Here is a 13363-nt window from a genome sequence, read left to right as displayed (position 1 = left end):
TTTTGAAGATGATTGATAATTTACAAACCCCTAAACACAAAACCAATCATAAATACAGAAGTCGCTTTCCCCGTTATCTTAATATCCTTATTTTTTTATCGTCCTTTTTGAAGTTATTTAAATATTACAAGGAGTAAGCCAAGAATGCTAAGTGCTCTATTTCAGCGAAATAAATATTTTGTTAATTAGATAGCTTTCTCTATTTGGGAATATCTTCTGATATTGAGCTGTTCATGAAATGTATTGCAACAAGAAGAAGGCTTCCAGCGTGATAAAATATTTAAATTAAAAGGTCACCATCAAGGCAACCTTTTATCTCCTTTTTTCAGTGGTATTTTTTTCACACATCACAGGAAATACCTTCTCAAAAAACTTTTAAAAATACAGCAGAAAACCTGTTTGCTTATTGATGTGCGAGGGCCATATTTTGCAGGGCAGCAGTGTTAAGAATTATTTTACCTCATGCTGCTGCCAAAGCTGATTCCCAAAGAAAAACCCATACCTAAGGTATTGATAGATTGCAGCTCCGTATCCCACCCAGTAACTGAACATTGATTTCCCTGCATCATACAGACCAATATCCAAGCCTAATAGCTTTCCAATTAGTGAGAAAGGAGCTATAAGTCCATGCCAGAAACCAATGACGATATTGAAATTATCTGCCTGATTAAAGTGAGATACATTTTCAGGAGATGGTGCACATGCAAAAGCCAAAATGGCTATAATACAAATGATCATGTAGTGGATTTTGATTTTCATAGTATTTGATTTAAAATCCTTGTAATTGAGTATTTTCTCCATGCTGCCATTCAAGCAAAGGGCAGCAAAGCAAGAAAGTAGAATTGGAGGGGCAGCAGTTGGAAGAGAAAAGGGCTATTATAGAGCGATCCCACAAATAGATAAAATCTATCACATAGCAGAATGCGATAGAATTTAATGTGTCTTGGGTGCTTCACACTGCTGCTTTTCACTTTAAAATTTAATTTGAGTCAAGTCAATTTTGAATCTTTGAAATATTTCAGTTTTAAAATTTAATCCGGAAAGAATTAAATTAAAAACTTAAAACAATGCCCTGCTAGTGCTAAGGCATTGTTCTTGTTTATCCAACTTCATGTGCCAAATCCTGCAAGTACAGTACCTCTTTCTGCTGCTGCCTTGCTTGATTTTCCGGAACAAATTGCCATCTGTGGTTCAGTTGAAGAATTTCACCTTCAGGTGTGAAGTGCTCATAAGGCGCACATTCAACTTTCTCTATGCTGCCCGGCAGCTCTTTGCCAATCATTAATCTGGCAGCCTCAAATTCCAATGTCGAGGGAATGCTGGCTTTTCTTGCTGCTGCATAGAGGTTTCCTGACTTGCTTGTTAGCATCTCCAATTCACCCTGCACAATCAATGCAACAAATTCATTCCCTTCCCGGGAAGATCTCTTTACGATATCTACGATGGTTACCATAGCTAAAAGTTTTAACGTTTATACTTGATTCAACTGCCTCTGATGCAGTTCAAAGCTGGGTGGGGGTGGCAAAGATGTGGGGAGCTGAATAAAAAAGAAAATCATTTATTCCTGCTGCTGAAAAAAACTGATGATAATCCAGGGTAGGGGGTATTTCCCCAAAGGCAAGGAGGATGTGGTGGATTCACGGGTAGATTGTGCAAGTGCAAAGTAAGGGCAAAAATTTTTTTATAAAAAAAATTTGACTTCAATATTTTTATAAGCAGTGGATATATACTTTGATCATTCGATTTTATACATGTTGCTGTATTTGCATTGGTAATATTGACTCTCTTGTCATGCTGCCCTGAACAAGTATTGGCGACTCATTTGAAGGATGAAAAAATGGTTTGAAATTATCCTAAGGGTTTTCCCCCACACCCCCTTTCCCAATTTATATGCTATAAGGGTATTTCTATTAGTTGTAGATTTCAACAACATGATTTTGACAATCTATAGTGCTAAAATCTACAACATAAACAGGTAATCAATGATGCTGAAATCAGCAGCGTGAAATATCCATTTTAAGGCTGATTCTAGAAGGGCAACTCCAAAAGGGAAGATTGTAGCGTAGTTGTCTTTTAATGACTCAAGGATCCACAGAATAGCCCATAGGAGTTCCTTTCTTTTGCATCAAGAGAGGCATCATAGTTTTAAGGAAGTCCTTGGGATCAATCATTAATTCCCTTGCAGCGTTGGGCAATTGATCCAGATTTAAAAAGTAGTGAGTTGTAGCGAACTTATCTGAATCATAGACTTTTTTTTGAAAGGTACTTAGAAACCCCATGTTTTTATACCTATCAACGATTTTTTTCCTTCTATGTCTATTAATTCTCAGATCTGCTGCGATCTTCTTATCTGAGTAATAAAACGGAATTCCCCATAGGCGAGAGTAATATACCAAAGCTTCAAAGAATATAATCTCATCATTTTCAACATCCTCCTTGTAGTTCTGGAAGTTCCTGAAATGAATAGAATGGGCTGGATCTTTTATCTTTACTGGCTGCAGAGATAAAGCTTTGTAGACCCTTTTTACAATTCCTTTGACAATAAAAGACAACCCGTATTTTCGATATATCAGTTCCAATGTTGATGTCAACGGAATATGTGCATTAAAACAATTGCTGGCAAGTGTCCCAAAGAAGTCGTTAAATGTCTCTTCGGTTAATTTGTGTCTTTGTTCTGTGTAAATAACTTGTTTTTCAAATGCTTCTTTATTTAGTTCTCTCAATATCGTTTCTGAAATATTGTCTATTGGTGTTTTAAATTCGACCTCAAAAATCCTACATTCAGGATTGTAGTAAAGGTTAGGGTCATGAGATAATTGGCAAAGTATGTTTTCATCTGGTAAAAAATCAACTGTCCCCAGATTAATCAGGTTTTGATAAGTATTAAATACTTGAGTGTAGCCTGTCTGATGATGCCCTTCCCAACAATCTGTTTTAATCAGCACATTTAAACCGGTGCCTGATTCATTCCGGAAACAGCATAGTGTAGTTGGTACTTGAGTTACAGTTTTAAAGATACAATTGAGTTCTTCTTTTGATTTTGCTTTGTATGTCAATAAACATAGTCCACTGTATATCAGTGTGTCGTATCTATTGCTGAGAACTTTAATAACTCCTGATGGCGAGAACTGAACATGTTGGTGGGTACCTGATTTTATAGCATCAACAATCTGGTTGATATCAACATCTATGTTCGTTGGGGTAGAATTTTCAAATATTGAGACTAACATGTTGTATTGATTTTAAGTTTTGACTTGATAAAACTGTATGGCCAAACCAAGATCCCAAACGCCTATTGGCTGGATTTAGAGTTGGATTTGTTTGTAGATTCTGAGAATCAAAGGGTATTACGGGTATTCCCTGTATGTCCTTCAACGATGTTATACTTGGTGTATAATTTAAAATAGTCTAACCAAGGGGTAAAGGTCCAGTGGCTAAGCCGGACAAAAATCTGATATCATATTTCAGAGACCATATTTTCACGAATTCGAGCAATCTTGGTTCTGCTTTCTTTCTTTTTCTTTCATCCGGAAAAAGCCCGATACCCATACTTGAATAAAATCCATATGGAAGGTGGGGGCTAATTTGCCCCTCGCCATTCACAAATATTGAGGATTCCTTAGAATTACTCATGATAATTCTCCTTTCTCAGACTTGGGTTCAAATTCAAGTGAGAAACCACATCCATCAGCAATAGCTTGGGATAACATTGAACTTATCCAATTTAGGTCCCAATGGTTTAAGGGGGTATTGGAATTCAAATTAATAATCACCTCATCTATCGTCTCTAAGCTGACAAAACCTAAATTAGGTACACAGTCTTCAAAAAGAACATAACATTGCCCTGGAAAATCAATACAGTACAAAAATTCAAGATTCCTTTTGTCTTCTTCATCAAAAACTTGTGCAACAATTATTAGATTATTTGGCCATTCAATTAATTTCAAGATACTCGTATCTACCCAATATGAAACAATCATAAATTTCAAATGGCTGTTATCTCTAATAACGTTTACAATTCGATTAAGAAGATCGAGATTTTTTTTGCTCCCCATATGATAGTCTAGTAGATCAATAGTCGGATTTATAAGAATCCTGTTTGCACGCTCCATAAGTGATGGATAGGTAAGCTTTTCATCATCAAGTTCTAATTCATTGAACCAACCCTTGACTGAAGTATTCATTTTTCCCTTATTTCCATCGATTGGCACTCCGGAAAAAGGATTCCAGATTGAATCGTACCACTTATTAATTGATTTCATGATAATCCCCCTTTCTGGTTAATAAAAAGAGTGGCTGCTTTATCAGCTATTTCATCAGTTGATGATTGACGATTTCTGAGCATCCATTCATCTAATTCCGATCTTTTAAAATATAATAGCTTACCTTCTGGTTTATAGTGAGGGATCTTATGAGCAGAGGTCTTTTTGTATAAATTTGACTTACTGATTCCAATATAAGCACTGGCTTCTTCAAGATTCAAAACTTCCTTCTGTAATAAATTCTGTTCAGTTAGCAGTTGCTTCAACTTTTCTAACCCTATTTCATTTTGTAACATAATTCCATTTTTTTTGATTAATGACTATGCTGTGCACTGCATCTGTTAATGAAAATTTTCACTTACAAATAAACAGGGTAATAAATTGCAAATCAATAGGTAAGGGCCGGTAGAAGTAGGTAAGTGCAGGTAAGTTTGGGAATCGCGGTGTAACTAAAATAAAACACACCCAGTTATATTCTATTTTCCTGCTTGTTTTCTTATAATTTCAGGCACATCACATTCAGGAAATTTTGTCGGGGGAACAGAGATTTTGGTTTTGAATGATTCATACTTCCAGCGTTCAAATTGCTTAATGGCCTTGTGTACGGATTTCAAGAAATAGTCCTTTTTCTCCTTCCCATAGAGCTTGAGATGAAGGACATGGAATGTAAACCGTAGAACACCAACTGTTAATCTCCCTCCAAAGTCAAAAGGAATCTCTGGGGTTTGGACTTTTTTGTCTTCAATAACTTTCCTTAGGAACTTCAACATTCTGTTGTATTCTTCAGATGACATTATTGTTTGCCCGTATTCATTTTGCCCTTTAAGGTAGCCAGTTACCTCTTCAACTATGTCTACCTCTTCTTTTTGTTCTTGTGGGAATGAAGTATTTATTAAGTTATCAGGTTGATAACTCTCAAGTTCACTTAATTCATCAATGTAGCTTACTAGTTCTTCAATACTTTCTCTAATAGAGGTGAATTCTTTAAATAGAGATTCGTTTTCTTTCAGAATCTGTTTTAGAGTAACTTTTTGTGATGTAAATAATTTATCTCTATCTGTGTATTTAGTAGCCTGTTCATTCAGGAGTAGTTTCTTTGACTTTTCCACCTCTGATCTGATAAAAGTATTGAGGTCTTGACTCATGAAAGTTGTCTGATAAGAATCCTCTCCCACGGAATTGGCGATATTTTGATTGACCCAAAGATCATGTTGACTACGGAACATTTTTACATTTGAATCCTTTGCTGCCTCATTTTGACACCAACTTAAGAAGTTCTCTTTGTATTTTGGATAACCGCCATTGATAAAGAAATCCACAAAAAATTTAACTGGGAAGTCTAATGTTGAATCTGATTTTTGCATGATTTGAGAAATTAGAAGTCAAGTAATTTTCGTTGATATGCTTCCTTCACATCATCTTCAAAGCTATCAAGATAATTCTCAGTAGTTTTCAAGTCCTTATGACCTAAACTTTCAGAAATAAATTCAATAGGGGCACCAGATCTTTTTAATACAGTGGCGAAGGAATGCCTTGCTGTATATGTTGTTATTTTCATCTCAAGCTTGAGGACTTCACCTATATTCTTCATGTGCTTATTGATCTTCTTTGTAATGTTCTTGATTTTGTTGTGGCGCTGCTCGGGGGGATCATTATGGCTAATGAATGGAAAGACAAAATCATCGGGATCTTTTGTATCAGCTCTCCATTTCGCTATAATATTTTTAATCTCTTCAGTTTGGATAATTGTGACAGGTTTTAGTTCTTGCTTGGTAGAATTTTCTGTTTTAGATCTGATAAATATTACTTTATTCCCTGCAAGATTTTTGTTTTGAAGGAGTGCAAGGTCTTTGAAATTAATTCCATTACAAAGGTAACTTAGTAGCCAAATATCTCTGGCTCTTTCCTGAAACCTGCTTCTTGGCTCATATTCAACAATCTTTTTAATATCAGAAAGCGTCAATGCTTTCTTTACATTTTGGGATGCCGGTATTTGGTATTTTCTTTTCCCAAAAGGATAGTCCTCCCTGCTGATGCTGCCATTTTCAATGGCAATGTTGACAATAGTCCTTAGACTTCTTAAATAGATCCCAATTGTTGAAGATGCTCTTTTCTGGGCTTTCATCCAATCCTCATAACCCTGTAGCCATTCAGGTGTAATATCCCATACCATTAACTTTTTTCTTTTCTGAGTAGCCAAGAACTTTTGGATAGAAGTTAAAGCATCTGAATAGGAGGCCGCTGACCCAAACCTTTCTTCATCCTTCATTTTTTTGATGTATTCATTAAATAACTCAACTGTATCAAGTTGTTGCTGGGAATCTTGATTGAATTTGCGCTTGAAACCAGAAAAAGAAAAGGGATGGAGTTGTTTTATAATGTCAATAGCTCTTTTTTCAATCTCATTGAAATATAGCTTGTTTTCTTTATATCCTTTTCTGGGATTATCTTGCTGGGTTCTTTGCCAAGCTTCCTCATTTAACCAAATACCAATTGGATAATACTTTTGTTGCCTTTTATAAGTAATTCGTAACTTTACTGCATAGGTTTCGTCTGCCCTTTGAACCCTTGTATCAAGTACTATTGAGGTAGTTACACCAATCATGAGCATCAGGATTTGATACATACAAGATACATACAAATTGTGAAATAAGGGGTAAAAAAGAGAAAAAACAGGAAAATAAAAGAAACTAACAGGCTGTAAATCAGCCTTGAAGAAAATAAAGGAAATTATTAATCACTGACTCATAATCAGGGGGTCACTGGTTCAAGCCCAGTTGGGCCCACAAAAACAAAAAAGCACTTTCAATTTCGAAAGTGCTTTTTTGTTGGTTTTATCTGGTTGAAAAACTATTTCATAATTCAACATCCACATTTTTGGGGGCAGGAGAAAGTTGCAAAACTCCGCTTGCGTGGCGGTAAAAGTGTCCGCGCAAATCTTTTGAGTATTCATTCAGAATTTGATTTCCCACACCGTTGTAGTCTCCACATTTGTATAGCGCCCGCCCCAAAATAATTTCCCGCAAAGCATTGTTTCGGGTTGAAACATCGTTTTTGTCAGCAGGCGTGAGTTTTTTAGCTGTTTTTATGTCCGGCATAACATGCCCTTTTACCCCCGGCATTTCCAGAATTTTGAAAAGTGGTTCGGCGCCTTTTTGATCGGCAATTGTTTCCAGTGCAATGGCAACTGCCCGGAAATGAGAAAAATGACTTTCGGGTGTTAGTTTCTCTGCAAGCCTGACTATCGTTGGGATAGCTTCTCTTTTTTGCGTTCTGCCTGCGGCAATGATTAGGCTGTCGAGGTAGCTGATGCTTTTCCCAAACTGTCCCATGCCGGTGTAGTTCCAGCCCTCGTCCCAATCATCGTAAGTATCTATCGCCTTGATCAGCTCTTCCCATCCGTTTGGATCGCCCAACATTCCCAGAATACGTGCATAAACCAGTTTGTGTTCATCATTCTTTGTCATGTGAAACTGGTCAATCAGAGCAGTTACGCCCCTTTCTTTATCCCACAAAATAGTTTCCAAACCTTCCAGGTTATCAACTACTGTGATGGCAGCCTGCTGAATTTTTTCGTAGGCCGGTGGGTAGTTGTCTTTGTCGGTAAGCACATGTTCCGGTAAGCTTTCAATTTTCACCAGTTCTTTTTGAAGTGCCTTGATATCAATGTAGCGAATGTTCTGATTATTCACCTTTGCCTGTGCTGCAGCCATTCCAACCGCATATCCCTGGTTTTGCAAACAAGGTTGCATCCTTATCACCGGCATGGCATCGCGGTGTGCACTGGCACCAAGCCCGGTAACGGCGATTCCTTCCAGTCCTTTTGGAAGCAGTGCTCTGAACGGAACAAAAGCCAAAACATCTACCCCGCTGTGAGCAGGCGGTTTTAACGAGAAGAACGGATCTTCGGTGAATCCGTGTGTGTCGAACGAACTGAAATGAGCCGAAATGATATCAGGGTATGTGCGCCCGTTGTATACATCCAGCACGCCAACCGTGAAATCGCCAACCATTCTGCGGCGTTCGCGGGTTTGTGGTATTTTCCCGATGTCGTACTGATCTTTGAATTTATCTTTTGCAATAACAAATGCGCGCCAAACATCGAGCATGTCAGAATCGTTGATGAAAGTCCAGTCGGTATTGTTATAAAAATCATTCGGATTTTTAAACGGAAGGCCAGAACCCTGAACGGCAACTGAAAGTCCATCAGTGTAGTGATATTCGGCACCCGCGGCAATGGCAATGTCAGCGCTTCCGGTGGAGTCAATAACCGTGTGGGCAAGCACAATTCCACGTCCTTCAGGCGTTGCAACAACAACTCCTTTAACTTTCCCGTTTTCAACATAGGCCCCGCTACCCAGCACGCCAAACCATATGTCGCCACCGGCACTGCGAATCTCCCGTCTGAAGTATTCTGTTTTCCAGTCGAACACCCATTCCGCCAGCGATTTCTTTTTTCGGGGATTATCCAAATCCATATTCCTTACTCCCTGGTCAACGGTGTTTGTGTATCCTTTCCGGTAGCCATGGTAATATCTTCCAATCATGCCGAGTGTTCCCATTCCGCCCATTCCGTGCATGTAATCGAGCACGAGGGTTTTTGCTCCCTGTTTTGAAGCGCCAACACCGGCTGGTGCACCGGCAGTTCCGGCCCCCATTACAACCACGTCGTAAGTTCCCAGAACAGGAAGTATGGTTTCTTCGGCAACAATCTCGCCAATGTTGAGAGAAGGCCGCAATCCTTCCAGTATTTCGCCCACGTCTCCCTGTACAATAGTTGAGTTTCTGCTGCCTTTAATTTTCACAGCTTGTGGTTCATCGGTGTTTGTGGCAACAGTTGCAGCTTCTTTTCCGATTCTTTCTCCAACCCGAATAAGCTTTCCGGGTTGCAGCAACGTTTCTGCTGCTTCGTCACTCAAATTGGCGCTTCCGCTTAATACAAAAATGTTCTCCAGTTTCCGGGGCCTGAAAACTTTAAGATTAATGTTCTCCGGATCAACATCGGCGTTGTTCCATCTTTTCTGCCCGGTCAGTTTATCCGGGGGATTCTGGAAAATTAAGTCGGATGATTCTACCTGATCAGTATCCCATGTGAGGTCGCGGGCAATTTGCTCAGCTTCTGCAAACGATGCCCAACTTCCATCTTTCATGTTGATCTGAATAGAATATTCGATGACATCATATTTTACATCAGCATCAGAAAAACCACTTCCTTGCGTATCTCCGGTTGAAGCGTATTTCAGTTGCACCTTTTTATCCTGAATTTTTCCTTTGAGACCCGGAGCTTCCTTTAACTGATTTCCAACTACCGTGAATTTAAAGGTTTGTTCGCCTGATGGATAAACACCAAACTGCGCTCCGGCCATCCGTGCCACCATTGCTCGGGGAGTGGCATCGATGATCGTTTTGGCAATTATTGCCTGTCTTCCAGAGCGGTTTGAAATAACTACTCCTGCCAGTTGATTGTTCTTATCACTTAAAACATCGGTTACATAGCTCGAATACAGGAAGTCAATGTTGTTTTCGATCAACGCATTATCCAGTGTGCGTTTCACATGCATCGGAGTGGGAAGTCCGTTCCCGAAAATAGTTTTCCCGAGTTCGGTGTTATAAATGCTGGCATCGTTCGTCCAAAGACGGGAAGTTCCGCAAACATCTTCACCTAAATACGGTTCCATGGCTACCAAAAAAACATTGGAGCCCGATTTTTTTGCTTCAACAGCAGCAGCCACCGCTGCCAAAGAGCCACCTATCACCACAACGTCAACATTGTAGGCTACAGGTATTTTTCTGGCCGACTGGTAACAGAATTTCTTTTCGTCAGGTAAAGTACTTCCAAATGCAAATGCACCTGAAGTCATCAGGAAAGCCGAACCGGCTGCGGTTGTTTTAATAAAGCTGCGTCGTTTCATGGTTATGGTTTAATTGGTTTTAGTTCACCCCGGAAATCATGTACTCTGAACTTGGTCAGAGTCGTTTCTCGGGTCAGTCTTTTAAAAAAACTCAATGGTAACTTTTTGGATGGTATTCGCAACAAAAAAGATAATGAGTCGAATTTAAAAGTTTTCACATGCATTATGGAATTATAACTGCCCTATTGCATGGAAGTCTAAATATAGGTATTGGTTTTGAAAGGAGAAATAAAAGTTGACTGGTGCAATTGCTAAATTTTGGGTTTGTGCTGATTTATATCGTTGAATTTAATTTGGAGCCTACTTATGTTTTGTAGCAGGGTAGTGGATTAATCCTTCATTTTCAGATTATTCTATTTAATGAAATGATTATGTTTGGTATCAGGTGACGAGTGGAGTTATTTAAAAATACTGAAACGAAGTTACCTGCGATGGTATCAGGGACACCAATCATCGTTTTACCAACAAAAAGCATAAGGAAAAAATTTTAACCGAACGATAAGCGATAATAACTTAGAAAAGAAACAACCAACATGGGAAAAAAGAAAGAAAATGACCAGACAATTAACCGGCGTAATTTTATACGCCTGGGTGGTTTGGGAGTAGGAGCCGGATTAATAGGTGTCAGCCAGATAGGTTGCACTAGTCAGAAAAAAACGGATCAACCTGTTATTCAGGGCTTCGAGGATACAGGGGTTGAAACGTCAACAAAGATATGGCAACCTGTTTCGGACCGTAAAATTCGGGTCGGACTAGTAGGTTACGGTGTGTGTAAATTCTCGGCGGCGTTTGGGTTTCAGAATCACCCCAATGTCGACGTTGTGGCGGTTAGCGACCTGATTCCTGAACGGTGTGAAGCCCTGGCAAAAGAAGTGGGCTGTAACAAAACCTATCCTTCGCTCGAAGAGATGGTGAAAGACGACAACATTGAAGCCATTTTTGTCGCCACCGATGCACCCAATCATGCACGCCATTGTATCGAAGTGCTGAACCACGGTAAGCATGTTGCCACTGCCGTGCCGGCTGTGTTTGGTTCGCTCGAAGATGCCGAGAAAGTTTTTGAAACGGTGAAACGAACAGGACTAAAATACATGATGTTTGAAACATCAATGTTTCGTCAGAACCTTTATGAAATGCGACAGCTGTACAATGCCGGGGCTTTGGGAGATATAATTTATACCGAAGGTGAATACTGGCATTATTCTGCAAACGGCATCGCAGCGTATAAAAACTGGCGCAGCGGAATGCCGCCACAATGGTATCCTACACATTCCGATGCTTATTACGTTGGCGTAACCAACGGCAGTTTTATTGAAGTATCGTGCATGGGTATTCCCGGGAAAATGGAACGATATAATTTAAATAACCAGTACGGAAATCCATTTGCAACTGAAATTTCGTTGTACCGAACCAATGGGGGCAGTATGGCCAGAATGGGGCGAAGCGCCGATACCTATGGAGAGGGCTACGGATCGGAGACCGGAAGGGTGCGCGGAACAAAAGGTTCTTATTACGATAAATATGAAGGCATAGAGAAAACGCTGCCCGATCTGGCCCGGCCTGCTCTGCCTCCCGGGGTGCCGGAAGGCGGACACGGTGGCTCTCACGGACGACTGATGGATGAGTTTGTTACTGCCATTCTTCAGGACCGAAAACCTCTGGTGGACGTGGCAATGGCACTGAACATGACCGTTGGGGGAATTGTTGCGCATCAATCGGCGATGAAGGATGGGGAGTTATTGAAAATCCCGCAGTTTAAATATTGGGAATAAATAATCGCAAAATATAATAAAAAGGCCGGTGATAGAATTGGGAGTGATTCCCGTTTTTATTCACCGGCTTTTTTTTGAGCGTTAAAGTTTTCAGGGTTTATATCTTCGTTTTGATGCCGGCTGAGGTTGCGTTTCGTATTTCGTTTCGATTTCCAGAGGTAGGTTGCTTGGCTTACTTTCCAAGTTGGTCAGAATAATTCCTGCAAAGATTACCGCTCCCACGAAGCCAAAGGCTACGACCAGCCCCCAGCCCCAAAGCTTGCCGGTAACCGCAGCGCCCAGAAACGATCCAAAATATTGTAAGCTGACCATCACTCCGTTGCCTTTCCCGCGCTGGCGGTTGTCCATCTCCCGGTTAATCAGCATCGGAACAATCGAGGAAATGGATAATAAGCCCACCATCAGTAAAATTGTTCCGCAGATAACAGAAACGACAGTTCGGAAATATATACTAAAAAAGCCTACAGCGATTAATAGAAACAAGACGGTTAGTACCTTTTTTGCATTTGCTTTTGATGCTTGTTTTGAAAAATAAGGCAGAACGCCAACGGCGATCAAAATAGAAGGACTTAAAACAATCCATATTTGGTTGGTGGCCAAATTTCCTTCCAGTAAAAGAGGAAGCATAAAAAAGAAAGCCATCATTAAAAAGTTGTTAAAGGTGAGAATCAGGCTTTTGCTGAGGTGACTGATGTTAAAAACCGATTTCACTTTGTGCTTTTGAGCGTATTCTTTTCGGAGAGCAGGATTTACCTGTTTCGTGCTTGTTAATACCCAGATGAAACACCCCACAATCAGGATCGCAGAGAAAACAAACATCTGACTAACATTTAGCACAATATGAACAAGCGGCCCCAATACGTACGACAACATGGTGAAAGTAGCCAGCAGTGCTCCCAACTTGGTTAGTATTTTGTCGCGTTCGGCATCGCCCGAAACCGATGATAGCCACGAGTAGCCAACCGTCACAATGGCTCCGCTTCCTTGCAGTGCACGCGCAAAAATGAGCCAGCCAATGGATGTGGCATAAGCTGCGGTTAACAAACCTGCAATCAGCATTACAAGCCCGGCCAGCATTACTTTTTTATACCCGATCCGATCGCTTAAAACGCCAAATGGAATTTGCAGCACTGCTTGTGTGAGTCCGAATATTCCAAGGGCATAGCCTGTTAGCGCCGGACTTCCGCCTTTTAAATTCATGGCATAGGCCGATAAAAACGGAATGATAATCGACATGGAAAACAAACGTAATCCAAGTGTCACGGAAATAACTGTAGTTAAATATTTGATGCTCTTGCTCATATTCTTATTTTCTGTTCATGAGCAGATTGTATTATTTTATTAGGAAACAGCAAAATTAACATGAAAGAGACGTAATTGTCCTAAAATTGTTCGGAACAACATTTTTCCCGTTAAA

The 13363-nt window shown here is 39.9% G+C and carries 10 protein-coding genes; 1 reads left to right on the top strand and 9 read right to left on the bottom strand.

What is annotated here, in order from left to right:
* Positions 1-450: 450 nt before the first annotated feature.
* From MR764_RS07620 to MR764_RS07585, 8 genes are all read right to left on the bottom strand, one after another.
* A complete protein-coding gene (locus tag MR764_RS07620) occupies positions 451-759 on the bottom strand; it encodes a hypothetical protein (RefSeq protein WP_247978812.1) in 309 nt (102 codons plus the stop codon).
* Between the two features lie 340 nt (positions 760-1099).
* The gene (locus MR764_RS07615; RefSeq protein WP_247978811.1) at positions 1100-1453 is read right to left on the bottom strand and encodes a hypothetical protein; all 354 of its coding nucleotides are present in this window, start codon (positions 1451-1453) and stop codon (positions 1100-1102) included.
* A gap of 628 nt (positions 1454-2081) precedes the next feature.
* A complete protein-coding gene (locus MR764_RS07610) occupies positions 2082-3230 on the bottom strand; it encodes a BT4734/BF3469 family protein (protein ID WP_247978810.1) in 1149 nt (382 codons plus the stop codon).
* 399 nt (positions 3231-3629) lie between these two features.
* Complete coding sequence (locus MR764_RS07605; RefSeq protein WP_247978809.1) at positions 3630-4262, bottom strand: DUF5131 family protein; 633 nt, start codon at positions 4260-4262, stop codon at positions 3630-3632.
* Positions 4259-4558: a helix-turn-helix domain-containing protein gene (locus MR764_RS07600; RefSeq protein ID WP_247978808.1), complete on the bottom strand. Its 300-nt coding sequence runs from the start codon at positions 4556-4558 to the stop codon at positions 4259-4261. Before MR764_RS07600 ends, MR764_RS07605 begins: the two co-directional genes overlap by 4 nt.
* 180 nt (positions 4559-4738) lie before the next feature.
* Positions 4739-5626 (bottom strand): hypothetical protein, encoded by an 888-nt coding sequence (locus MR764_RS07595; RefSeq protein ID WP_247978807.1) that lies wholly within the window; start codon positions 5624-5626, stop codon positions 4739-4741.
* Between the two features lie 11 nt (positions 5627-5637).
* On the bottom strand, positions 5638-6867 hold the full coding sequence (locus tag MR764_RS07590) for a site-specific integrase (RefSeq protein ID WP_247978806.1): 1230 nt from the start codon (positions 6865-6867) through the stop codon (positions 5638-5640).
* 250 nt (positions 6868-7117) lie between these two features.
* Positions 7118-10174 (bottom strand): FAD-dependent oxidoreductase, encoded by a 3057-nt coding sequence (locus MR764_RS07585; RefSeq protein WP_247978805.1) that lies wholly within the window; start codon positions 10172-10174, stop codon positions 7118-7120.
* 533 nt (positions 10175-10707) lie between these two features.
* Between MR764_RS07585 and MR764_RS07580 the strand changes: the two genes are divergently transcribed.
* Complete coding sequence (locus MR764_RS07580) at positions 10708-11946, top strand: Gfo/Idh/MocA family oxidoreductase (protein WP_247978804.1); 1239 nt, start codon at positions 10708-10710, stop codon at positions 11944-11946.
* A gap of 90 nt (positions 11947-12036) precedes the next feature.
* Here MR764_RS07580 and MR764_RS07575 read toward each other — a convergent pair whose 3' ends face one another.
* Positions 12037-13248, bottom strand: a complete 1212-nt coding sequence (locus MR764_RS07575; RefSeq protein ID WP_247978803.1) for an MFS transporter — start codon at positions 13246-13248, stop codon at positions 12037-12039.
* Positions 13249-13363: the final 115 nt, after the last annotated feature.

Source organism: Maribellus sp. YY47 (genome assembly GCF_023111095.1).
In the GTDB taxonomy this organism is placed as follows: Bacteria; Bacteroidota; Bacteroidia; order Bacteroidales; family Prolixibacteraceae; genus Draconibacterium.
The sequence above is the reverse complement of the archived record's forward strand: the minus strand, read 5'-3'. Positions and strand labels throughout refer to the sequence as shown.

Excerpts from the sequence above, each read along its gene's own strand:
- MR764_RS07620 (WP_247978812.1), bottom strand. The coding sequence starts at position 759 with ATGAAAATCAAAATCCACTACATGATCATTTGTATTATAGCCATTTTG.
- MR764_RS07615 (WP_247978811.1), bottom strand. The coding sequence starts at position 1,453 with ATGGTAACCATCGTAGATATCGTAAAGAGATCTTCCCGGGAAGGGAAT.
- MR764_RS07610 (WP_247978810.1), bottom strand. The coding sequence starts at position 3,230 with ATGTTAGTCTCAATATTTGAAAATTCTACCCCAACGAACATAGATGTT.
- MR764_RS07605 (WP_247978809.1), bottom strand. The coding sequence starts at position 4,262 with ATGAAATCAATTAATAAGTGGTACGATTCAATCTGGAATCCTTTTTCC.
- MR764_RS07600 (WP_247978808.1), bottom strand. The coding sequence starts at position 4,558 with ATGTTACAAAATGAAATAGGGTTAGAAAAGTTGAAGCAACTGCTAACT.
- MR764_RS07595 (WP_247978807.1), bottom strand. The coding sequence starts at position 5,626 with ATGCAAAAATCAGATTCAACATTAGACTTCCCAGTTAAATTTTTTGTG.
- MR764_RS07590 (WP_247978806.1), bottom strand. The coding sequence starts at position 6,867 with ATGATTGGTGTAACTACCTCAATAGTACTTGATACAAGGGTTCAAAGG.
- MR764_RS07585 (WP_247978805.1), bottom strand. The coding sequence starts at position 10,174 with ATGAAACGACGCAGCTTTATTAAAACAACCGCAGCCGGTTCGGCTTTC.
- MR764_RS07580 (WP_247978804.1), top strand. The coding sequence starts at position 10,708 with ATGGGAAAAAAGAAAGAAAATGACCAGACAATTAACCGGCGTAATTTT.
- MR764_RS07575 (WP_247978803.1), bottom strand. The coding sequence starts at position 13,248 with ATGAGCAAGAGCATCAAATATTTAACTACAGTTATTTCCGTGACACTT.